The sequence below is a fragment of the Streptomyces sp. a15 genome, from assembly GCF_059026085.1.
In genome coordinates, this window is sequence record NZ_JBWLKM010000010.1 from 149,941 (window position 1) to 171,359 (window position 21,419).

The 21,419-nt window shown below is 69.5% G+C and carries 26 protein-coding genes and 1 pseudogene; 11 read left to right on the top strand and 16 right to left on the bottom strand.

Going from position 1 to position 21,419, the window contains the following annotated elements:
* Positions 1-196 precede the first annotated feature (196 nt).
* Both AC5P09_RS13810 and AC5P09_RS13815 read left to right on the top strand, forming a co-directional pair.
* Positions 197-874, top strand: coding sequence for a response regulator transcription factor (locus AC5P09_RS13810; RefSeq protein WP_266438553.1), 678 nt, complete (start codon positions 197-199; stop codon positions 872-874).
* Between the two features lie 89 nt (positions 875-963).
* Complete coding sequence (locus tag AC5P09_RS13815) at positions 964-2,238, top strand: sensor histidine kinase (protein ID WP_493874157.1); 1,275 nt, start codon at positions 964-966, stop codon at positions 2,236-2,238.
* A gap of 7 nt (positions 2,239-2,245) precedes the next feature.
* On the opposite strand, the gene AC5P09_RS13820 is transcribed toward AC5P09_RS13815, so the two are convergent.
* Positions 2,246-2,794, bottom strand: a complete 549-nt coding sequence (locus AC5P09_RS13820) for a GtrA family protein (RefSeq protein ID WP_493874158.1) — start codon at positions 2,792-2,794, stop codon at positions 2,246-2,248.
* 153 nt (positions 2,795-2,947) lie between these two features.
* On the opposite strand from AC5P09_RS13820, the gene AC5P09_RS13825 reads away from it, so the two are divergent.
* From AC5P09_RS13825 to AC5P09_RS13835, 3 genes are read left to right on the top strand one after another with little or no spacing between them, the layout of a single operon-like run.
* The gene (locus AC5P09_RS13825; protein ID WP_493874159.1) at positions 2,948-4,099 is read left to right on the top strand and encodes a 5-(carboxyamino)imidazole ribonucleotide synthase; all 1,152 of its coding nucleotides are present in this window, start codon (positions 2,948-2,950) and stop codon (positions 4,097-4,099) included.
* Positions 4,096-4,620, top strand: a complete 525-nt coding sequence (gene purE / locus AC5P09_RS13830) for a 5-(carboxyamino)imidazole ribonucleotide mutase (protein WP_266438562.1) — start codon at positions 4,096-4,098, stop codon at positions 4,618-4,620. Before AC5P09_RS13825 ends, purE begins: the two co-directional genes overlap by 4 nt.
* Before the next feature lie 5 nt (positions 4,621-4,625).
* Positions 4,626-5,810 carry a dipeptidase gene (locus tag AC5P09_RS13835; RefSeq protein ID WP_493874160.1) on the top strand — a complete coding sequence of 395 codons (1,185 nt, stop codon included), beginning with the start codon at positions 4,626-4,628 and terminating at the stop codon, positions 5,808-5,810.
* Between the two features lie 14 nt (positions 5,811-5,824).
* Here the strand turns inward: AC5P09_RS13835 and AC5P09_RS13840 are convergent, their stop codons facing one another.
* Positions 5,825-6,475: a response regulator transcription factor gene (locus AC5P09_RS13840; RefSeq protein ID WP_493874161.1), complete on the bottom strand. Its 651-nt coding sequence runs from the start codon at positions 6,473-6,475 to the stop codon at positions 5,825-5,827.
* Between the two features lie 157 nt (positions 6,476-6,632).
* Between AC5P09_RS13840 and AC5P09_RS13845 the strand changes: the two genes are divergently transcribed.
* Positions 6,633-7,772, top strand: coding sequence for a dipeptidase (locus AC5P09_RS13845; protein WP_493874162.1), 1,140 nt, complete (start codon positions 6,633-6,635; stop codon positions 7,770-7,772).
* A 20-nt stretch (positions 7,773-7,792) separates the two neighbouring features.
* Here the strand turns inward: AC5P09_RS13845 and AC5P09_RS13850 are convergent, their stop codons facing one another.
* Positions 7,793-8,194 carry a VOC family protein gene (locus tag AC5P09_RS13850; RefSeq protein ID WP_493874163.1) on the bottom strand — a complete coding sequence of 134 codons (402 nt, stop codon included), beginning with the start codon at positions 8,192-8,194 and terminating at the stop codon, positions 7,793-7,795.
* Between the two features lie 88 nt (positions 8,195-8,282).
* Positions 8,283-8,642 (bottom strand): VOC family protein, encoded by a 360-nt coding sequence (locus tag AC5P09_RS13855; protein ID WP_493874164.1) that lies wholly within the window; start codon positions 8,640-8,642, stop codon positions 8,283-8,285.
* 105 nt (positions 8,643-8,747) lie between these two features.
* Between AC5P09_RS13855 and AC5P09_RS13860 the strand changes: the two genes are divergently transcribed.
* Positions 8,748-9,239: a CGNR zinc finger domain-containing protein gene (locus AC5P09_RS13860; RefSeq protein WP_493874165.1), complete on the top strand. Its 492-nt coding sequence runs from the start codon at positions 8,748-8,750 to the stop codon at positions 9,237-9,239.
* Between the two features lies 1 nt (position 9,240).
* On the opposite strand, the pseudogene AC5P09_RS13865 reads toward AC5P09_RS13860, so the two are convergent.
* The 5 genes and pseudogenes from AC5P09_RS13865 to AC5P09_RS13885 form a co-directional block, all read right to left on the bottom strand.
* A pseudogene (locus AC5P09_RS13865) lies at positions 9,241-9,894 on the bottom strand (cupredoxin domain-containing protein); the annotation flags it as partial.
* 21 nt (positions 9,895-9,915) lie between these two features.
* Positions 9,916-11,547, bottom strand: a complete 1,632-nt coding sequence (locus AC5P09_RS13870; RefSeq protein WP_493874211.1) for a nuclease/transposase family protein — start codon at positions 11,545-11,547, stop codon at positions 9,916-9,918.
* Between the two features lie 336 nt (positions 11,548-11,883).
* Entirely contained in the window at positions 11,884-12,417 is a 534-nt protein-coding gene (locus AC5P09_RS13875) for a hypothetical protein (RefSeq protein ID WP_493874166.1), read from the bottom strand.
* A gap of 115 nt (positions 12,418-12,532) precedes the next feature.
* Positions 12,533-12,865 carry a hypothetical protein gene (locus AC5P09_RS13880; RefSeq protein ID WP_493874167.1) on the bottom strand — a complete coding sequence of 111 codons (333 nt, stop codon included), beginning with the start codon at positions 12,863-12,865 and terminating at the stop codon, positions 12,533-12,535.
* A 374-nt stretch (positions 12,866-13,239) separates the two neighbouring features.
* On the bottom strand, positions 13,240-14,583 hold the full coding sequence (locus tag AC5P09_RS13885) for a UDP-glucose dehydrogenase family protein (protein ID WP_493874168.1): 1,344 nt from the start codon (positions 14,581-14,583) through the stop codon (positions 13,240-13,242).
* A gap of 214 nt (positions 14,584-14,797) precedes the next feature.
* Here AC5P09_RS13885 and AC5P09_RS13890 point away from each other — a divergent pair, with 214 nt between their 5' ends.
* Entirely contained in the window at positions 14,798-15,970 is a 1,173-nt protein-coding gene (locus AC5P09_RS13890) for an acyl-CoA dehydrogenase family protein (protein WP_493874169.1), read from the top strand.
* 80 nt (positions 15,971-16,050) lie between these two features.
* On the opposite strand, the gene AC5P09_RS13895 is transcribed toward AC5P09_RS13890, so the two are convergent.
* Complete coding sequence (locus AC5P09_RS13895) at positions 16,051-16,245, bottom strand: ATP-binding protein (protein ID WP_493874170.1); 195 nt, start codon at positions 16,243-16,245, stop codon at positions 16,051-16,053.
* Positions 16,246-16,713: 468 nt separating this feature from the next.
* Between AC5P09_RS13895 and AC5P09_RS13900 the strand changes: the two genes are divergently transcribed.
* Positions 16,714-17,577 carry a helix-turn-helix domain-containing protein gene (locus AC5P09_RS13900; protein WP_493874171.1) on the top strand — a complete coding sequence of 288 codons (864 nt, stop codon included), beginning with the start codon at positions 16,714-16,716 and terminating at the stop codon, positions 17,575-17,577.
* Between the two features lie 11 nt (positions 17,578-17,588).
* A complete protein-coding gene (locus AC5P09_RS13905) occupies positions 17,589-17,780 on the top strand; it encodes a DUF397 domain-containing protein (protein WP_493874172.1) in 192 nt (63 codons plus the stop codon).
* Here AC5P09_RS13905 and AC5P09_RS13910 read toward each other — a convergent pair.
* The 6 genes from AC5P09_RS13910 to AC5P09_RS13935 form a co-directional block, all read right to left on the bottom strand.
* Entirely contained in the window at positions 17,773-18,240 is a 468-nt protein-coding gene (locus tag AC5P09_RS13910) for a hypothetical protein (protein WP_493874173.1), read from the bottom strand. The genes AC5P09_RS13905 and AC5P09_RS13910 overlap by 8 nt on opposite strands.
* Positions 18,241-18,319: 79 nt before the next feature.
* Positions 18,320-18,544 (bottom strand): DUF397 domain-containing protein, encoded by a 225-nt coding sequence (locus AC5P09_RS13915; protein ID WP_493874174.1) that lies wholly within the window; start codon positions 18,542-18,544, stop codon positions 18,320-18,322.
* 105 nt (positions 18,545-18,649) lie between these two features.
* On the bottom strand, positions 18,650-18,904 hold the full coding sequence (locus tag AC5P09_RS13920; protein WP_493874175.1) for a hypothetical protein: 255 nt from the start codon (positions 18,902-18,904) through the stop codon (positions 18,650-18,652).
* A gap of 184 nt (positions 18,905-19,088) precedes the next feature.
* Positions 19,089-19,946, bottom strand: coding sequence for a helix-turn-helix domain-containing protein (locus AC5P09_RS13925; protein ID WP_493874176.1), 858 nt, complete (start codon positions 19,944-19,946; stop codon positions 19,089-19,091).
* Positions 19,930-20,466, bottom strand: coding sequence for a DUF6879 family protein (locus AC5P09_RS13930; RefSeq protein ID WP_493874177.1), 537 nt, complete (start codon positions 20,464-20,466; stop codon positions 19,930-19,932). The genes AC5P09_RS13925 and AC5P09_RS13930 overlap by 17 nt, the downstream gene beginning before the upstream one ends.
* Positions 20,447-20,665 carry a hypothetical protein gene (locus tag AC5P09_RS13935; protein WP_493874178.1) on the bottom strand — a complete coding sequence of 73 codons (219 nt, stop codon included), beginning with the start codon at positions 20,663-20,665 and terminating at the stop codon, positions 20,447-20,449. Before AC5P09_RS13935 ends, AC5P09_RS13930 begins: the two co-directional genes overlap by 20 nt.
* A gap of 389 nt (positions 20,666-21,054) precedes the next feature.
* Here AC5P09_RS13935 and AC5P09_RS13940 point away from each other — a divergent pair, with 389 nt between their 5' ends.
* On the top strand, positions 21,055-21,417 hold the full coding sequence (locus tag AC5P09_RS13940; RefSeq protein ID WP_493874179.1) for a four-helix bundle copper-binding protein: 363 nt from the start codon (positions 21,055-21,057) through the stop codon (positions 21,415-21,417).
* Positions 21,418-21,419: the final 2 nt, after the last annotated feature.

Genomic DNA, 21,419 nt, shown 5'->3' on the forward strand with positions numbered 1-21,419 from the left:
ACGGCAGGACACCGCACGAAATGGAAGGACTTGAGACACGGATCACAGGCAGCGGGGGAACCGTACACACCCTTTCGAAGGTCCTTATGCAGTTTGCATCCCACAGACACAGGTTCGTGCCAGTACGCCCAAAGGTAAGAATCACTCACCGCCGATCACACCCCAGCACTGGTCATGGGCGGACTACCATCACCTCATGACCCGTGTACTGCTCGCCGAGGACGACGCGTCCATCTCGGAGCCGCTGGCCCGCGCCCTGCGCCGGGAAGGCTACGAGGTAGAGGTGCGCGAGGACGGCCCCACCGCGCTCGACGCCGGCATCCAGGGCGGCATCGACCTCGTCGTGCTCGACCTCGGGCTGCCCGGTATGGACGGCCTGGAGGTGGCGCGTCGGCTGCGCGCCGAAGGCCTCGCCGTCCCGATTCTCATCCTGACCGCGCGCGCCGACGAGGTGGACACCGTCGTCGGTCTCGACGCGGGCGCCGACGACTACGTCACCAAGCCCTTCCGGCTCGCCGAACTGCTCGCCCGGGTGCGGGCGCTGCTGCGGCGCGGGGCGGCGGAGCCGTCGCAGCCGCCGGCCACGCACGGCGTGCGGATCGACGTCGAGTCGCACCGGGCGTGGATGGGCGAGGAGGAACTGCAGCTCACCGCCAAGGAGTTCGACCTGCTGCGGGTGCTGGTGCGGGACGCGGGGCGGGTCGTCACCCGGGACCAGCTGATGCGCGAGGTGTGGGACACGACCTGGTGGTCGTCCACCAAGACGCTCGACATGCACATCTCCTGGCTGCGCAAGAAGCTCGGCGACGACGCGGCGAACCCTCGGTACATCGCGACCGTGCGCGGGGTCGGCTTCCGCTTCGAGAAGAGTTGAACCCGCACCGGCCCGGCAGGGCCGCCAGACATTCCGGACAGTCCAGACGGTCCCGGCAGGCCGGGCAGACGTCGAACAGGTAAGAGAACATGCGTCGCCGTCTGATCCAGTCCACCCTCGCCGTGGTGCTCGTGGTCATCGCCGTCTTCGGGGTGTCCCTCGTCATCGTCGAGACCCGCACCATCAGCAGCAGCGCCCAGGAACGGGTGGACCTGGAGGCGGCCCGGCTGGCCAGCATCGTGGACAGCCGGCTCCTCGGGACCGGCACCGTCGACGCGGAGGTCCTCAAGGACCAGGTCGCCGGGGACCGCTTCGCCGTGATCCGGATCCCGGGGGAGGCGCCCATCGAGGTCGGCACCAAGCCGACCGGTGACGTCATCCGCGGCGAGGCCAAGGGCGAGCGGGGCGAGACCGTCCTCGTCCAGGAGCCGCGCTCCTCGGTGACCCGCGAGGTCGGCCGTACGCTGCTGATCATCGGGCTGGTGGCGCTGCTCGCGGTGATCGCCGCGGTACTGCTCGCGATCCGGCAGGCCAACAAGCTCTCCTCCCCGCTCACCGACCTCGCCGAGACCGCCGAACGCCTCGGCTCGGGCGACCCGCGGCCCCGGCACAAGCGGTACGGCGTCCCCGAGCTGGACCGGGTCGCCGACGTCCTGGACTCCTCCGCCGAGCGCATCGCCCGCATGCTGACGGCGGAACGCCGGCTCGCCGCCGACGCCTCCCACCAGCTGCGTACGCCGCTGACCGCGCTGTCCATGCGCCTGGAGGAGATCACCCTCACCGACGACCCGGACACGGTGAAGGAGGAGGCCAACGTCGCGCTCACCCAGGTGGAACGCCTCACGGACGTGGTGGAGCGGCTGCTGACGAACTCCCGCGACCCCCGCACCGGCTCCGCCGTCACCTTCGACCTCGACGAGGTCATCCAGCAGCAGCTCGCCGAGTGGCGCCCCGCCTACCGCGGCGTGGGCCGGGCGATCGTGAGCTCCGGCAAGCGGCACCTGACGGCGGTCGGTACGCCGGGGGCGGTCGCGCAGGTGCTGGCCGCGCTGATCGAGAACTCCCTCATGCACGGCGGCGGCACCGTCGCCCTGCGCACCCGTGTCACCGGCAACCAGGCAGTCATCGAGGTCACCGACGAGGGACCGGGCGTCCCCGCCGACCTGGGCGCCCGCATCTTCGAGCGCGCGATCAGCGGCCGCAACTCCACGGGCATCGGCCTGGCGGTCGCCCGGGACCTCGCGGAGGCCGACGGCGGCCGCCTGGAGATGCTCCAGACCCAGCCGCCGGTGTTCGCGCTGTTCCTGTCGCGTACGCCGGTGAAGAAGACGTCGGCGGAGGACGAGGAGCCTACGGTCCGTTGAACCCCTTCTAGGGCACGCGCTGCTGCGAGCGCGGCTTCTTCGCCGCCCTGGCCAGGATCGACTCCGCGTCGGCCACCGTTTCCTTGGCCGGAAGCGTGCGGAACACCCACGTGCGGTACGACCAGAAGCGGAAGAGCGTGGCTATGCCGATGCCGACGAACTTGAAGATGTTGCTCTGCAGGGAGCTGTCCCAGCCGAAGCCGTAGGTCGCCGCGTAGAGCAGGCCGTTCTCGATGACCAGCCCGACCAGGCTGAACAGGAGGAAGAGGGTGAGTTCCTTGGTACGGCCGGTCTTGTCGCGGTCACGGTAGGTGAAGTGGCGGAACCCTATGTAGTTGAAGACGATCGCCACGACGGTCGCGATGACACTGGCCCGCACGACCTGGAGTTCGGTGGTGTGCCGGACCAGGTTGAACACGAGGAGATTGACCAGGACTCCCGCCCCGCCCACCGCACCGAACTTGGCGGCCTCGCGCAGCAGCCGGTCGACGCGCTGCCGCGCCGCGCTGCGGGGTGCCGGGGGCGCCGTACGAGACGCCGAGGAACCACTTTCCATGGCCGTCCAGGCCCCCGTCCGTCGAATTCGTCAACCCAGCCATGCTAACCACCCCCCGTTCGTGATCGCCTGTGCATGGACTCACGGCCGGGCAAAGGAACGGCCGGGGGACGGTGAAATCAGCCACTGTGGCGTGCCCGATACCCTAGGGGCGTGACGTTCCCGGTAGTCGGCATGGTCGGCGGGGGTCAGCTCGCTCGTATGACACACGAGGCAGGCATCCCGCTCGGCATCCGTTTCAAGCTCCTCAGTGACACTCCCCAGGATTCCGCGGCGCAGGTCGTGAGCGATGTCGTCATCGGCGACTATCGCGACCTCGAGACGCTGCGCGCGTTCGCGCGGGGCTGTGACGTGATCACCTTCGATCACGAGCACGTCCCCACCGAGCACCTCAGGGCCCTGGAGGCGGACGGCATCCCCGTCCGCCCGGGCCCCGACGCGCTCGTGCACGCCCAGGACAAGGGCGTGATGCGCGCGAAGCTCGACGCGATCGGGGTGCCGTGTCCACGGCACCGGATCGTGAGCGACCCCGCGGACGTGGCCGCCTTCGCTGAGGAGGGCGACGGCTTCCCCGTCGTTCTCAAGACCGTCCGCGGCGGTTACGACGGCAAGGGCGTGTGGGTCGTCGACAACGTGGCGGAGGCCGAGGAGCCGTTCCGCGCGGGCGTCCCGGTGCTCGCCGAGGAGAAGGTCGACTTCGTACGGGAGCTGGCTGCGAACGTCGTACGGTCGCCGCACGGCCAGGCCGTCGCCTACCCGGTCGTCGAGTCCCAGCAGGTGAACGGCGTCTGCGACACCGTCATCGCGCCCGCTCCCGACCTCGACCAGGCACTGGCCCTGCGCGCCGAGGAGATGGCGCTGCGGATCGCCAAGGAACTGGACGTCGTCGGCCACCTCGCCGTCGAGCTGTTCCAGACCCGCAATGACGACGGGTCTTCCAGTGTCCTCGTCAACGAGCTCGCCATGCGCCCCCACAACTCCGGCCACTGGTCGATGGACGGCGCGATCACGTCCCAGTTCGCCAACCACGTCCGGGCCGTACTCGACCTCCCGCTCGGCGACCCGCGCCCGCGCGCGAAGTGGACGGTCATGGTCAACGTCCTCGGCGGCGACTACCCGGACATGTACTCCGCGTACCTGCACTGCATGGCCCGCGACCCCGGGCTGAAGATCCACATGTACGGCAAGGACGTGAAGCCCGGCCGCAAGGTCGGCCACGTCAACACCTACGGCGACGACCTCGACGACGTGCTGGAGCGCGCCCGTCACGCTGCCGGCTACCTGAGAGGCACGATCACCGAATGAGCCCCGTAGTAGGCATCGTCATGGGGTCGGACTCCGACTGGCCCGTCATGGAGGCCGCCGCCCAGGCCCTCGACGAGTTCGAGATCGACTACGAGGTCGACGTCGTCTCCGCGCACCGCATGCCGCGCGAGATGGTGGCGTACGGCGAGCAGGCCGCCGAGCGCGGACTGAAGGTGATCATCGCGGGGGCCGGCGGCGCCGCCCACCTCCCGGGCATGCTCGCCTCGGTCACCCCGCTGCCGGTGATCGGCGTGCCGGTGCCGCTGAAGTACCTCGACGGCATGGACTCGCTGCTGTCGATCGTACAGATGCCGGCCGGGGTCCCGGTCGCGACGGTCTCGGTCGCCGGTGCCCGCAACGCGGGCCTGCTGGCGGCGCGGATCCTGGCCACCTCCGACGAGGAACTCCTCGGCCGGATGCGGGACTTCCAGCAGGAACTGAACGACCAGGCCACCGAGAAGGGCAAGCGCCTGCGCACCAAGGTCGACGGATCGGGCAACGGCTTCGGCTTCGGGAAGTGACGGCCATGACCTCCCCCTCGCTGGCGGAAGCCCGGGAGCTGCTGCGGGAGTTCCCCGTCGTCGACGGGCACAACGACCTGCCCTGGGCGCTGCGCGAACAGGTCCGCTACGACCTCGACGCCCGCGACCTCGCCGGCCACCAGAACGCCCACCTGCACACCGACATCCCCCGCCTGCGCGAGGGCGGGGTCGGCGCGCAGTACTGGTCGGTGTACGTCCGCTCGGACCTGCCCGACGCGGTCCCGGCGACACTGGAACAGATCGACTGCGTACGGCAGTTGCTCGCCCGTCACCCGCAGGACCTGCGGCCGGCTCTGACGGCCGCGGACATGGAGGCGGCGCGCGCGGAAGGCCGTATCGCCTCCCTGATGGGGGCGGAGGGCGGCCACTCCATCGCCAACTCCCTCGGCACGCTGCGGGGGTTGTACGCCCTCGGCGTCCGGTACCTGACTCTCACCCACAACGACAACGTGGCGTGGGCGGACTCCGCGACCGACAAACCGGGCGTCGGCGGGCTGTCGGCCTTCGGCCGTGAGGTCGTGCGGGAGATGAACCGGGAGGGCATGCTGGTCGACCTCTCGCACGTGGCGGCGACGACGATGCGGCACGCGCTGGACACCAGCTCGGCCCCGGTGATCTTCTCCCACTCCTCGTCGCGGGCCGTCTGCGACCATCCGCGCAACATCCCGGACGACGTCCTGGAGCGGCTGCCGGCCAACGGCGGCATGGCGATGGTGACGTTCGTGCCGAAGTTCGTGCTCCAGGCCGCCGTCGACTGGACCGCCGCGGCCGACGAGAACATGCGCGCCCACGGCTTCCACCACCTCGCCACCACCGCCGAGGCGATGAAGGTGCACCGCGCCTTCGAGGAGCGCTCCCCGCGTCCGATCGCGACGGTCTCGACGGTGGCCGACCACCTGGACCACATGCGCGAGGTCGCGGGCATCGACCACCTGGGCATCGGCGGCGACTACGACGGCACCGCCTTCACCCCGGACGGCCTGAACGACGTCTCCGGCTATCCGAACCTCATCGCCGAACTGCTCGACCGCGGCTGGTCGACGTCCGACCTGGCCAAGCTGACCTGGCAGAACGCGGTACGGGTGCTGGGCGCGGCGGAGGACGTGGCGCGGGACCTCCAGGCCACGCGGGGGCCGTCCAACGCGACGATCGAGTCGCTCGACGGCTGATGCCGGGCGGCAGCTCAGCCGCGCGCCATCGTGTAGCCGAGGCCGCGCACGGTCCGGATCAGCGACTGGTCGTGGTCGCCCAGCTTGCGGCGCAGGTAGTAGACGTACGTCTCGACGGTCCCGGTGCGGAACGGCGCTCCCCAGACCCGCTCCAGAATCTGCTTCTTCGTGACGACCTGGCCCGCGTTGTCCAGCAGGTAGCCGAGCAGCGCGAACTCCCGGGTGGAGAGCTCGATCCGGGTCCCGGCCCGCCAGACCTCGCGGCGCGACGCGTCCACCGCGAGGTCCCCGTGGCGCAGCAGCCGGCTCTCGTCGGCCCGGTCGCGGGTGAGCAGTTCCTGGACACACGCCATCACTTCGGTGAGCTCGAACGGTTTGGTGAGGTGGTCGTCCGCGTCCGTCAGCACGCCTCGCACCTGCTCCGCGGCCGCGCTGTCGTCGCGGGCGGACAGGAACAGCACGGGCGTGTGGACGCCGGCGGCGCGCAGTCCGTCGTACGTCTCGACGCCGTCGCCGTCCGGCAGGGCCATGTCCAGGACGATCAGGTCGGGCCGTACGGAGCGGCCGACGGGTATCGCGAACCGGCCGCGGCTGGCCGCGTACACCTCGAATCCGCGTTCGCCGAGCGCTGTCATCAGGGGGCGGGCGCCTGGGTCGGCGTCCACAACAAGGAGGCGGACCGGTTTTTGAACCTTCACGTACTGAAGGACGAAGATCCATGGCCAAAGGTGCCCGTACCCATACCCCGAACGCCCCGCCCACCAGGAAGGCCCTCCGGCTCCGTGCGACGGTGACCGTACTGCGATCAGGACGGAGCCCGCCATGGCAGACCTCCAGGACGACCTGCACACCGCCACAGAGCTCGGCGAGCTCGACGACCTGCCGGAGTCCCTCCCCGAGCCGCTCCCGGAGTCCGTCCCGGTGGAGCCGTACGCCCCCGTCGCCGACCCCGGCACCTCCCCGCTGGAGCGGGCCCGCGCGATCCTCGACGTGCACCCCGTCGCCGACGGCTACAACGGCCTGCCCTGGGCGCTGCGGCACCTGCCCTGGTACGACCTGGAGCTCGGCGAGAGCGCCGTCGACACGGACGTGCCGCGGCTGCGCGAGGGCCATGTCGGCGCGCTGCTGTGGTCGCTGCACCTGCCCGAGGGCCTCGACGGCGACCGGGCCGTCGGCGCCACCCTGGACCAGCTCGACCTGGTCAAGACGGTCGTACGCGCCCACCCCGAGGGCCTGCGCCTCGCCTACACCGCCGGCCAGATCACCGACGTACGCAACTGCGGCCGCGTCTCCGTGCTGCTCGGCCCCGCCGGAGCGGCCGCCCTCGGCGACTCCCTCGGCATCCTGCGTTCCCTGCACGCCCTGGGCCTGCGCACCCTCACCCTGACCGGTGCGACCTGGGCGAGCGAGGCCGGGCTCACCCGGTTCGGCGAGGAGGTGCTGCGCGAGATGAACCGCCTCGGCGTCGTCGCCGACCTCTCCGGCGCCTCCGCGGACACCGCCCGCCGGGTCTTCGCGGTGTCCAAGGCGCCGGCCCTGTGCACCCGTTCCGCCGCCCGCGCCCTGCGCCCGCACCCGGCCAACCTCCCCGACGACCTGCTCGCCGAGCTGGGCGAGGCCAAGGGGCTGTGCATGGTGCCGCTGACCGCCGAGCAGACCGGCCCGACGGTCCGGGACGTCGCCGACCACCTCGACCACGTGCGCCGGGTCGCGGGCGCGGAGTGCGTGGGCCTGTCCGGCACCTTCGACGCCGGCACCGCCCACCCGCAGGAGCTGGGCGACGCCTCCTGCTACCCGCACCTCATCGCCGAACTCCTGCGCCGCGGCTGGCCCGAGGCCGACATCGCCCTGCTGACCTGGGGCAACGTCCAGCGCGTCCTGCGCAGCGCCGACTTCACCGCCCGCGCGGCCCAGCAGCGCCGGGAGCCGTCGACGGCGAAGATCGCCGACCTGGACGGCTGACGGCGCCCGCCCCGAGGGACCTACAGCGGGTCGATCCGGCAGAGGCAGAAGGGGTGGCCCGCCGGGTCGGCGTACACCCGGAAGTCCTTCTTCTCGTAGTCCTCCCGGTCCAGGACCCGCGCCCCCAGCGCCAGCACCTTCTCCTCGGCGATGTCGATCTCCTCCCAGGTGGTCCCGCCGTCGAAGTCGACATGGAACTGCTGCGAGTTGCGGTCCGCGCGCGGCCACTCCGGCGGCGTGAAGCCGGGTGCCCGCTGGAAGGCGAGCCGCGGCCCGTCCGGGATCCGCAGGACGACCCAGTCGTCGTCCTCGGCCTCCGGCGTGCCGCCGCCGACCTGGGCGTAGAAGGCGGCGAGCGCGTGCGGGTCGGGGCAGTCGATCACGACGGAACGGAAGCGGGCCACGGGTGTCACGGGTGTCATGGGGTCCTCCCGGCTCGACAGGCGATCAGCAGGCGATCAGTCGACGGTCAGCAGTCGACGGTCAGCAGTCGACGGTCAAATGGGGCGATCAGCAGGCGCAGAGACAGAACGGGTGCCCCGCCGGGTCCGCGTAAACCCGGAAGGTCCGGGAGCGGTCCTCCGTGTCCAGCGGCTTCGCGCCCAGCGCCAGCACCTCCTTCTCGGCCGCGTCCAGGTCCGGCACGTCCAGATCCAGATGGAACTGTTGCGAGTGGTCGGGCGCGGGCCACTTCGGCGGTACGTACCCGGGGGCGGCCTGGAAGGCCAGGGCCTGACCGTCCGGCAGCTTCAGGTCCACCCACTCTCCCTGGTCCTCCACGGTGCCGCCGAGCACGCCGGCGTAGAAGCCGGCGAGGGCGTTCGGGTCGGGACAGTCCAGGACGACGACACCCAGCTTGGCGAGAGCCATGACTTCCTCCTCGAAGTCGGAGTCACCCCTTTTTGGGTTACCTGTAGAGCAGGGTAACCAGTAACGGTTACCGCATGCATCTCTATTGGCGGTAACCTCGCAGGAGTGAGTGAGAGATCCCCCGCGCCCGGGGGCCTGGCCCTGATCCAGTCCCTGGTCAACACGCTGGACATCGAGTCGGGCGTCGACTCGCTGGGCGGGGCGGAATTCGGGCTGACGGAGGACGAAATCCCGGCCGCCCGCGAACTGCGGGAGTCCCTGCGCGCGGCCCTGCTCGCCCACGCGGGCCACCCGCCGCACCGCACGGTGACCCCGTTGGGCGAGCTGCTCGCGCGGGCGCCCGTGGTGGTGACGGTCGACGCGGGCGACGGTTCGGCGGCCCTCGCCCCGGCGGACGAGGGCCCGCTGCTCTCCCGGGTCGCGGCGGCCGTCGCCCAGGCCCTCGTCGAGGGCACCTGGACCCGGCTGAAGGCCTGCGAGGCCGTCGACTGCCACTGGGCGTACTACGACCGCAGCCCGGCCGGACGCGGCCGCTGGTGCTCGATGCAGGTGTGCGGCGCCCGCGCGAAGATGCGCCGCTACCGGGCGAAGGACTGACCTACGCCTCCGCCTCCGCCTCCGCCTCCTCGGTCCTGTGGTGCGCCGCCGACCGGGACCCGACCACCAGCAGACACAGCACGGCGACCCCGGCGACGATGCCGGCCAGCACCAGCAGGGGGTCGAGCGGCCGGACCGACGAGGCGGCGGTCTGGGGCTGTGCCATCTGGCCCGGCTGCGGTGACTGCGGTACGGCCGCCCCGGGGGCGGTGGACGGCGACGGCGACGCCGGCATGCTCATCGTCGGCGCCTTGCTGCTCGCCGGCGTGCGGCCGGGCGAGGACGCCTGATGGTCCGCATGCCCGGTCGAGGAACCCGAGGAGCCCGACGTACCGGAGGAGCCCGAGGTACCGGAGGAGCCGGACGACGAGCCGGACGAGCCGGACGATCCCGAGTCCTCCGAGTGGTCGTGCGTGGGCGCGGCGGTCGTCGCCGGTGCCGCCGCCTTGACCGTGATCCCGGCCGTCATGTCCGGATGGACCGTGCAGTAGTAGCCGTAGGACCCGGCCGTGCCGAACGTGAAGCTCCAGCTCTCCCCCTTGTCGAGCACGGGGGAGTGGATCGAGACCGGGCCCGAGGTGGTCTTCACGTCGTGCGGTGCCGTGTCCTGGTTGGTCCAGGTGACCGTGGACCCGACGGGGACGGACAGGCTCGCGGGCGAGAAGGCGTACCGTTCCTAGGGACTGAGCGGGAGTGAGTCCTGTTGCCAGGTCTCATGCTCGGCCGAACGCCCCGGACGGTGTTGGGCGTTCTGGTGGCCCGCGTTCGCTCCGCGTCCGGGCGGCACGGATCGTGTCCGTGGTCCGGGGATGCGGGGGCGGGTTCCCTCACGCCCAAGAACTCCTGGTCCGGCCTGGACGGTCCGATGCCCCACACGATCACTCTGGTCGTGTGGGGGCGGTGCCGTCCGTCGCCGGATCGGGTGTCCCTGGGCGCGCCTTCCGATCGCCACAGCAGCAGCCTCGTGGCGAGTAGTTGTGCGGGTTGTCGTGGTGAGGGGTTTCTGCCAGTGCTGGGCGCCCCAGCGGCTGGTGTAGGCCGGGTCCACCGCGATGACCGCGATCCCCGTCTGGTCGGCCATCGAAGACAGCCGGGCGCGGAGCCTTCCGGTGGGCATGCCGGAGACCAGTTGCCGGAAGCGTTTCCTGCGGCCGTGCTTCTCGCGGGTCTTCTCCCCGGCGAAGTCCAGGTCCTCCACCGCGATCGCCTTGACGCCGCAGGTGCTGGCCCAGTGCAGCAGGCGGGTGAGGGCGTGGCGGACCTGGGCATCACGGTGCTGGCAGGTGCCGGACAGGTCGTAGAAGAAACGGCGCGGGGCACCCATCGGGTTGCCGTGGGCGTCCAGGCGCCAGGCGGCGAGGTGGTCGGCGTTCATGTCGACACCGATCACGCCGTGGCAGAGCACCGCCTCGATCGGGAGGGCGGGGGTGGGCGGGAGCTGCCAGGAGACGGTCACATACCAGCGGTCCCGGCCGGCATCGAGGTGGATGCGGTAGGCGATCGCCCGGTTGGCCGCGACGCGATCCGCCCACTCCTCGCCCCGGTGCGCGAACGTGACCCGGCACGCCAGGACGTACCGTCCGTGCGGGGCGTTGGCCAGATGGGTCAGCGGTGCGGGCAGTTTGATGCTCACCTCGCCGTCCGGGCTGACCCGGATCGTCTCGTTGCCGTACCGCCTCCCGGACTCCCCGTCCGCCTGGCAGAACCAGCGCTCCGCCTCCCAACGCCCGCGCCACGCGGACTCCGTGAGCTGTGCCGCCTCCAGGTGGTGCCGGGTGCGGGCCAGGCATTTGCCGCCGCGTACGACGTGCACGAGGCCGGCCTCACGGTCCGCCCGCGCAGCGGCCAGCCGGTCCTGAAGCACCCGCAGCCGCCTCGACTTCGCATACCACTCCCGCCGCGACCGATATCCCCCCGGCGCCTTCTTCGTCCCCTTCTGCCCGACCGGCTGGGCCAGCCGGTGCTCGATGGTGCGGATGCCGGCTTCCAGGCTGTGGATGTGCGCCAGCTGGCAGCGACGGGCCAGTACCCACTGATCGTGCGTGGCCTTGGTGATACTGCCCGCCCACCGCGACGACGAGAGCGGCGTCAGCTCCCGTTTGCGCACCGCCCACGTCCCGCCGGAGTGCTCCAGGCCGTCCCAGCAGCGCGCCTTGAGGTCCTTCGAGGCCAGCGACCCCAGATGCGCACCCACCAGACGCAGCACCTTCTCATCGTCGACTGTCAGGTGCTTGAGGCGGGTCCGGACGGCCACACCACTGGGACCGGACGCGACGAACGGCGCCGCCACAGCCCTCAACTCACCCACCCTGTCACCCCCGCCCGCATCCACCCCGAAGATCCCGTCGCCATGGAAAACGAGCGTCACCCGTGAAGGTCACGCATTCGATGAGAGAACGCCAGTTCCCCGCGGAAACCGACCCCACCGCCGAGGCACGCCACGACACCGACCACCCACACTCACTCCCACTCACCAGAACGCTCTTCAACGCAAGCATCGGCAACAGTCCAAACCCCTTCATCGCCACGCTGTACGAGGCTGCCGAGGCCTGCTGGGCAGGGAGCAGCGGCAGGGCGAGGAGGGCGAGGACAGCGGACGCGGCGGCGCTGCGGACCGTGGGCCGGGCCATGCGCCGGGCCGCCATCACGCGAACTCCGCCGCGACGAGCAGCCGCAGCCGGGTGGCCGGCGCGTGCCACAGCAGCCGGAACCCGGTGGCGCGGCGCAGCAGCCGGTACGGCAGCCGGGCGGCGCCCACCACGAGCAGCCGGTCGTCGGCCCGCTCGACCACACGCAGCCGCAGCAGGACGGGGAAGGCGACGCCGTTCAGGTCGAGGTCGCCGGAGAGCTGGAGACGGCCGTGGGACTCGTGCACGCGCTCGGAGGTGAGGGCGGTCTTGAGGTGACGGCCGTCGAACTCGAAGCGGAAGCGGGGGTGTTCGGCTTCGGCGAGGAGGGTCTGCGCGTCGGTGTCGGACCGGGGATCGGACACGGTGAGGGACGCCCGGCCGAGCGCGACGCGGCGGCGCCGGATCGGCAACGGGCCGTACCAGGCGGTGAGTTCGGCGAGCGAGCGGCCGGGGGCGACCGAGTACCGGCCGGGCAGGGGCAGCAACCGGCCGGTGCCGGTGCGCGAGTCCGGCGGGGGAGGGACGGTGGGCAGGGTGACGGTCGTCATCCCGGACTCCTTGGAAGCGGTTCCCGAAGCGTGGCGAAGGTGTGGAGAATGGGGAGGGCGCCGCTCCGGCCGGCTGAGCCCCGGCCGGAGCGGTGTCCCGTTGTCGCGGATCGCGTCAGCAGTTGTTGCTGACGTAGTCCGTGGTGGGAGCGAGCATCTGCCCGGCCCAGACGGTGTGCATCTTCACGTAGCTGTCGACGTCGAGCAGATCGGTGATCTGCTGTCCGAGCGACTCCTCCAGATGCGCCTTGTTGATGTGGTTCAGCAGCACGCTGAGCGTGCTGTCGAGCACCGAACCGCCGTCGGCGATGGCCGGCTTGAGGATGCTCTCGATCCACACCGTGTGCATCTTGATGTACGAGTCGAGGGCGAGAGCGTCCTGCACCTGCTCGCCCGGCGACCGCTCCAGGTGCGCCGCGTAGAGGTGCTGGAGGATCGGCAGCAGCACGTTCTGGACGCTGGCGCACTGCTCGTCGTCACCGGAGCCGCCACCGGTGCCGCCCGTGGGGGTCGGCGTGGCGGTCGGACCCGTGGTCGGAGTCGTGGTGGGCGTCGGACTGGGAGTGGGGCCGCTCGTGGGCGTGGCCGTAGGGGTGGGGGTGGGCGTCGGTGTGGAGCCGCCTCCCCGGTGACCTCACATGCCGTGCGGGACTTGGTTCGGACGCGGCTGGGCAAGGGGGCCGTACGCGAGGATTTTCGCGTACGGCCCCCTTGGATCGCCGTAAATACAACCGGGCCTTCACCGAATCCGCGAGAAATCCCGGAGTTTCATCGGACCCGTCGGTAATTCATGGAACCAGCCTTCTGGGCCCCGAATTCCTTTCAGGCCGTCGGCCGCCCCATCGCCCGGTAGCGCCACCCGGCCCGCCGCCACAGCTCCGGGTCGAGCGCGTTGCGCCCGTCCAGGATCACCCGGTCCGTGGCGACTTCGCCGAGCGCCGCCGGGTCCAGCTCGCGGAACTCGCGCCACTCGGTCAGGTGGAGGACGACGTCGGCGCCCCGTACGGCCTCGACCGCGGAGTCGGCGTACCCGAGGGTCGGGAAGAGCCGGCGGGCGTTGTCCATGCCCTTCGGGTCGTACACCGTCACCTGGCCGCCCTGGAGGTGGATCTGCCCGGCGACGTTCAGCGCGGGCGAGTCGCGGACGTCGTCCGAGTCGGGCTTGAAGGTGGCGCCGAGCACGGCGACCCGCTTGCCGAGGAAGGAACCGCCGCCCAGCACCTGCCGGGTCAGCTCCACCATCTGCCCGCGCTGGCGCATGTTGATCGAGTCGATCTCACGCAGGAAGGTCAGCGCCTGGTCGGCACCCAGCTCACCCGCCCGGGCCATGAAGGCACGGATGTCCTTGGGCAGACAGCCGCCCCCGAAGCCGATCCCGGCCCGCAGGAACTTCTTCCCGATCCGGTCGTCGTACCCGATGGCCTCGGCCAGCTTGGCCACATCCCCGTCCGCGGCCTCGCACACCTCCGCCATCGCGTTGATGAAGGAGATCTTGGTGGCCAGGAAGGAGTTCGCGGACGTCTTCACCAGCTCGGCGGTCGGGAAGTCGGTGACCACGAAGGGCGTGCCCTCGGAGACCGGCGTCGCGTACACCTCGCGGAGCAGCTTCTCCGCCCGCTCGCTGCGCACGCCCACCACGATCCGGTCCGGCCGCAGTGTGTCCTGGACGGCGAAGCCCTCCCGCAGGAACTCCGGGTTCCAGGCCAGCTCGGCGTCCTCGCCGGCCGGGGAGTTCGCGGCGAGATAGCGGGCAAGCCGGTCGGCGGAGCCGACCGGGACGGTCGACTTGCCGACGACGAGCGCGGGAGCGGTCAGGTGCGGTGCGAGGGAGGCGATCGCGGATTCCACGTACGACATGTCGGCGGCGTACTCACCGTGCCGCTGCGGAGTGTTCACACAGACGAAGTGGATGTCACCGAACGCCGCCACCTCGGCGAAGTCCATGGTGAACCGCAGCCGCCCGCTCGACCCCTCGATCCCGGCGACGTGCTTGCGCAGCAGGTCCTCGAGCCCCGGCTCGTACATCGGGACCTCGCCCCGCTGGAGCATCTCGATCTTCTCCGGTACGACGTCCAGTCCCAGCACCTCGTACCCGAGCTCGGCCATGGCGGCGGCGTGCGTGGCGCCGAGGTAGCCGGTGCCGATCACGGTGATCTTGAGGCTCATGCGGTGCTCCCGGGGGACGACAGGGGGGTGCGTGAGGTGCGCGGGAAGAGCATAGTCGGGGCATGGGACGGCCCCTCGGCGGGCAACTTCTCTGCTGACTTTCCCGCTGTCGCCAAGCTCACGTATCACTCCCGTCGGCGGGCCCCTAAAATTTGGGTTACTTAACGGTAATTAGCGCCAGCATCACAGCGTCGTCTTTGGAGCGTGAGAGACCTTGGCCGGATCGGCTGACTTCGACCTGTACCGCCTGTCCGAAGAGCACGACATGCTCCGCGACGCGATCCGTTCACTGGCCGAGGCGAAGATCGCGCCGTACGCCGCCGTGGTGGACGAGGAGTCCCGCTTCCCCCAGGAGGCGCTGGAGGCCCTGGTGGCGGGCGACCTGCACGCGATCCACGTGCCCGAGGAGTACGGCGGCGCGGGCGCGGACGCGCTGGCCACGGTGATCGTGATCGAGGAGGTGGCGCGCGTCTGCGCGTCCTCCTCCCTGATCCCCGCGGTGAACAAGCTCGGCTCCCTCCCCGTGATCCTCTCCGGGTCCGAGGACCTGAAGAAGAAGTACATGGCCCCGCTCGCCAAGGGCGACGCGATGTTCTCGTACGCCCTCTCCGAGCCGGACGCGGGCTCCGACGCGGCCGGCATGAAGACCAAGGCCGTCCGCGACGGCGACCACTACGTACTGAACGGCGTGAAGCGCTGGATCACCAACGCGGGGGAGTCGGAGTACTACACGGTGATGGCGGTCACCGACCCCACGAAGCGCAGCAAGGGCATCTCGGCCTTCGTCGTCGAGAAGTCTGACGAGGGTGTCTCCTTCGGGGCCCCGGAGAAGAAGCTCGGCATCAAGGGCTCCCCGACCCGCGAGGTCTACCTCGACAACGTCCGCATCCCCGCCGACCGCATGATCGGCGAGGAGGGCACCGGCTTCGCCACCGCGATGAAGACCCTCGACCACACCCGCATCACGATCGCGGCCCAGGCGCTGGGCATCGCGCAGGGCGCGTTGGACTACGCCAAGGGCTACGTCCAGGAGCGCAAGCAGTTCGGCAAGCCCATCGGCGACTTCCAGGGCATCCAGTTCATGCTCGCCGACATGGCCATGAAGATCGAGGCCGCCCGCGCCCTGACGTACCAGGCCGCGGCGAAGTCCGAGCGCGTCGCCGCCGGAGGTGGAGAAGGGGACCTCACCTTCCAGGGCGCGGCGGCGAAGTGCTTCGCCTCGGACGTGGCGATGGAGGTCACCACGGACGCGGTGCAGCTGCTGGGCGGGTACGGCTACACGCGCGACTACCCGGTGGAGCGGATGATGCGCGACGCCAAGATCACGCAGATTTATGAAGGCACGAATCAAGTGCAGCGGATCGTGATGGCAAGGAACCTGCCGTAGGGCCTCTGCCCCCTTCGGCATCCCGTCGCCCTCCGGCCCCCTCGGACGGAGGGCGACGGGCGTGTATGCCCATGGCCGTGTCACTGGCGCAGTTCGAACCAGGTGACCTTCCCCGCCCCGGCCGGAGCCGCACGACTGCCCCATGCGTGAGCACAACGGCTGACCAGTAACAGCCCCCGGCCGCCGTCGTGCGCGATGTCGCCGCTGGTCGGAGAGGGCAGCAGGTCGCTCTCGTCCCGCACGCCGACGTAGAGCCTGCCGTCGTCCCAGCGCACGCGCACGGTCGCGGGCCCGGCGGCGTGGCGGTACGCGTTGCCGCACAGCTCGCTGGTCAGCAGCTCAGCGGTGTCGGCCAGGCCAGGCAGCGAGTGCCGCGTGAGGATCGACCGGACGGTGGTGCGGGCGACTCCGGAGCCGATGGCGTGGTGGGGGAGGGCGAGGCCGTACTCCCATGAATCGTTCGGAGATGGGGGTGGGGGTTACTCATCGTTGAACTCCCTTCCAGAGGGCGGAGGTTGATACGACGTCCTGCTCACGCGGTGGCGCCGTCGCCTGCCGCATGGGGTGCGGCGGCGGTGCTCTTCCGGGGGTCGTGAGGGACGTGGGGGAGCGCTCTGCCTTCGAAGGTAGAAGTGGGATGTTCTGAGGTGCAACATTCTGGAGTAGCTTCACTCGACCGTGTGACTAGACGATCGAAGCGCTCGACGGAAGACTCAACTCGCCGTATCAGCAAGGGAGTCCAGATGCCGCCCAGGAGGTATCCGACCGTCAGGCAGAAGCGTCTGGGGGTGGAACTGCGCAGACTGCGAGAGGCCGCCGGCCTGTCCGGAGAGCAGGCCGCCGAGGTCCTTGAATGCAGCAAGGGAAAGATCAGCCGCGTCGAGACCGGCATGAGCGGGATCCGCATCACGGAGCTGAAGGCGCTGCTTCAGGCGTACGGCGTGGACGACGGCGAACTCGTCCAGGCACTGATGGAGATGGCGCGCGAGGGCCATAGGCGGAACTGGTGGAACCAGTACGAAAATGTCCTGCCGCCGGGATTCGCTGATCTCGCCGAGTTGGAGTCCAAGGCGCTGAGTCTGCACTCATGGGAGACGATCCTTGTCCCCGGTCTTCTGCAGACCCCCGACTACATGCGCGTCCTCTTCCGGCGCGGAAGACTTGAGCCTCCCGAGAGCGAGGTGGAAGCTCACGTACGCGGACGGATGCACCGTCAGCAGACCCTGTACGACGGTGATGACACCCCGGAGCTGTGGTTCGTCGTCTACGAGGCGGTGCTGCACGCGCAGTTCGGCGGCCCGGACACCGTGCGGGAGCAACTGGTGCACTTGACGCGGATGGCGCAGCGCGACCACGTGACCGTGCAAGTACTGCCGTACACCATCGACTCCCATCGAGGGGTGAACGGCTCCTTCGGGATTGTCGGCATGCCGGACCCCGGAATGGACGTAGTGCGAACGGAGACCGCCTTGTCGTCTCTGTACATTCAGGACGACACCCAAGTGGCCGCCTATAAACTGATGTTCGACCAGTTGAGGGCGGTCGCCCTCGGCCCAGGACCGTCACTGAAGCTCATACGGGATGTGGCTGAGCGACTCCGAATCTGAGCGAGGTACAGGTGTCCGACCCTGTGTGGCAGAAGTCCAGCTTCTCCGGTGACGACGCGAGCCGGGACTGCGTGGAAGTAGCCGCGACCCCCGGCGGAGACACCCTCTTGCTGCGCGAGTCCGACCAGCCCGGCACCGTGCTCCGCATGGTGCCGAACTCCCTGTGCGCGCTGTTGGGCGCCTGCAAGACTCTGTCTACCTGAGCGGGCAGGCCAGTTCGGGTACGGCTCGGTTGGGCGAGCAGGTCACCAGAGCCAGGGAGAGGTACGAGGGGCGCTCCAGGTAGAAGCCGAGGGACACGTCGCCGCCCCACTGGAGTCGTTCAGTTGCGGAGCTGAGGAGCCGGTCCGCATGGGCGGTGTAGTACGGGGCCTCGAAGGCGAACCGGGGCGCGTACTCCGTCAGCCGCTCGGCCAGCCAAGCCGCCGCCTCCTTCGGCTCGTCCCATGTGTCCCGAACCAGAGCCCGGGGCTTGACCAGCCAGTACGCCGTCTCCAGCGGCGGCAGGTCCGCGACGGGGAACTCGGCAACCACCTCCCGGTGGCGCTGGATCAGCTCGGGTCTGCTTCCGGCCGGAGGTGGTTCGGGGTGCGGAGGCCGTCGCAGGGCCTCGTCGTCGAAGCGCTGCTTCGGGCCGGTCCACAGATAGCCGTGATGGTGCAACAGTCTTCCCGCCGGACTCGGATGTCATGGGGAGCGGTCGGCCCCATCCGTTGGACGGGGCCGACTTGAGGGGGCAGAGTCAGACGTTCAGGCCGAACCGCGCCGGGTCGATACCGGCCGCGTCCAGTTCCTCCGTGGTGAACCTCAATGGCTGCACGTCTGGCCGCTTGCTGTCCCCCAGCGCCCAGAGGTCCTCATCGATCCGGGCGAGGGTCACGCACCCCTCGGTGCAGGGGCCTCCGCACGCCTTCACGAACGAAGCCCCGTCGATGTCGAGCGCGTACAGGTTGGTTCCGTCCAGCATCACTGCACCTTCCTGCTCAACTGATCGCGGCCATGGCAGACCGCCGCCGCCCATGTCGGACGGGAGTTCAAAAGGGGAGAGGCAGACGCGAGATGTGCCCGAAAGCTACGACTCGGTTTCCGGGGGAGCGGCCGTCAGGCTCCGCGCCTCGGCCGCGATGTGAAGCGCCTCGGCCATCTGCTCGACGTACTCGGCGTTGAGCACCCCCACGTGCACGAGCGGCGTTCCGGAGTGGGTGACCATCGGCCGGAGGTGTCGCTGGACGCGCTCGGGGAGGCCGAGAGCAGCCAGCGCTTCGCGGAGCGCCGTGGTGGCGTTGTCCGCCCGGGCGCGACTGTCACGCCACGTCTGCATGTCCATCAGTGCGCCTCTGCCTGATGCCGACGGAGTTGCACGTTGCGGTCGGACACAGCGCTGTGATCACCGCTGGAGCGAGCATTCTGCCTGGAAACCGAAAGGGACAGGCACTCGATGCAGCCGGGGACCGGCGAGGGTTCTCTCTCCATGGATATATCTTCGCGCCCCAATGAGCTCTTGTGGAGCGCTAGTTCCCTTGACGCATAAACCCGTCTGCGGCTCCTTCCAGGAAGGCGGAAGTGTCATCGCCCGTGAGGGCATACGACCAGAAGAGGTCGAACAAATTGAGGTGCTGGGATATGTCCCTGGGGTCGCGCAACACGACTTCCCCGGAGAACAGTTCGACGGTCACAAGGCGATCGTCGTAGACAACGAAGATGTTCATAGGAGTGCCGGGAACCTGCATTCCGTGTGGAACTATCCCAATCTCGACGTTGGGCTTTCGGTTGACCTCTGCCATGTGTGCGCATTGCGCCGCCATCGCCGCGGGACTGGCACGCTGCCACCTGACCGCTTGCTCGGTCATCAGGAACCAGAACGAGCGCGACGCGTCGTCCAGGATGGCCTGGCGGTCCATACGGGCCTGCACAGCCCGAGCAACGTCCCTGGCCGGATCGCTGGCCACCATGGGTGACAGTGTCTCCACGGCATACTCACGGACGTGCAGCAGCCCGGTGGGGATGGCCGGCAGGAAGTGCCGCATCACCCGCGACGACGACTCGAGCGCCTTCAACTCGGCTTGCTTGTGGTAGAGGCCGACACGGGCATAGGCGCGCCAAGACGCGTAGTCGACGTTCGCCCGCCGGGCCAACCCAAGAAGCTCGTCGGCAACTTCATCAGGAATGGCCAACGCCTTGAGGATTCGCTCGACGTCGATAACTGACGGCAGAGTCCTGCCGGTTTCAATGCGGCTGATCTTTGTCTGGCTCATGTTGCAGCGGAGTGCCAGACGTTCGCCGCTGAGGCCGGAAGCACGGCGGAGGCCCCGAAGAGCCTCCGCCAAATCCTTCCGTTCCCGTGCTTGGGTTTCAGGTTCGATAGGCACTGAACGGTACGGCGCTTTCTAGTGCTAGATCCCGCCATGCGAGATATCTCCCGATGTTCGGGTCCTGGATCAGCTCCCGGTTGATCTGTGTTCCGTCGGAGCGGTAGTTGAGATGAACCACGGTCGTTTCGTCGAACAGCCAGAAGTCCTGTTCGGGCAGTCCGGGGTTCGGGTGGTCTGTCAGGTCAACGATTTGGTAGTCCTCCCCTGCCGCGACATTTCCGGGGACGGACCACTCGAAGAGATAGCGGCTATAGGGCGTGAGCGGTCGACGCACGATCTTGGCACGGGTCATGGTCCGCCCCGCTGCCGCGTGATCCCGGATGGTCTGGTGCCACGGCGCGTTGAAGTCCTCCGGCATCGACTCTCCTGCCAGGAAAGCTCGGAGGGTCTCGGCCTCGGCGGGCATGGTGTACGTCTGGTGCACTTCCAGCCGAAACGCGGAGCGCTTGAAGTCGCGGAAGTACGCCTGCCACTCGTCGCCGACCAGGTACACGGGGTCAGAGCCATCCTCGAGCACGAGCAGCCTCCTTCAGGATGTCTTCCGGGATCAACACGACCGACTCGCCGTCCGGTGTCGGGTGCACCACGTCATAGCCCTGGATCGCCAGCATGCCGGGCTCCGGTGTGGCGTACACGGTCGGGCAGTCGCCGTTCCCGCACTTGTCGTCATCGCTGCTCCTGCATGGCCCGCCGGCAATCATCCGCAGTTCGTCCACTGAGCCCCCTCCAGTCTGTGTGGTCAGCAAGCTACGGACCGTCATACCTCCGCCACAAGGGCGGCCCGCAGTCCAGTCACGTAGTCGCATAGAACCGTGGGACGAGTCAGGGCAGGAAGGCATTGAGCAGTCGTTATGCGGACCGGGCGGATTGGTGGTGCATGACCGGCAGGGTGGGGCATCGTCCCGTTGGCGATCATGGGGAAACGCGCAGACGGCCTCCACCTCTCGACGAGGTGGCAGAGGTCGCTCGCGTGTGCCGGGTAACGGCCCTGATACCCCCTCGTCGTGGAATTCCCGCGTCCGCCCGATGGCGCGGTCCGGTGGACAGGCGTAGGACAGAAGGGGCACGGGGCCCGCCCCGGGCTCCCGCACCACCAGGAGGAGCCATGACCCAGCCCGGAACCATGACCGCGATGAGCAAGGAGATGCAGGACTGCGTCGAGGCGTGCATGTCCTGCCACAGCGTCTGCGAGGAGACCATGAGCTCCTGCATGCAGATGGGCGGCCAGGCCCAGATGCAGATCATGCGCGCGCTCATGGACTGCGCCGAGACGACCCGGATGTGCGCGGACATGATGATGCGCCGCTCGCCCATGTCGGCCGAGATGTGCGCCATGTGTGCCACGGCGTGTGCCATGTGCGCCGAGGCGTGTATGTCCATGCCGGACGATCCTCAGATGATGCGCTGCGCGGAGGCGTGTCGCCGCTGCGAGGAAACCTGTCGCGCGATGGCCGGCGCCACCATGTGACG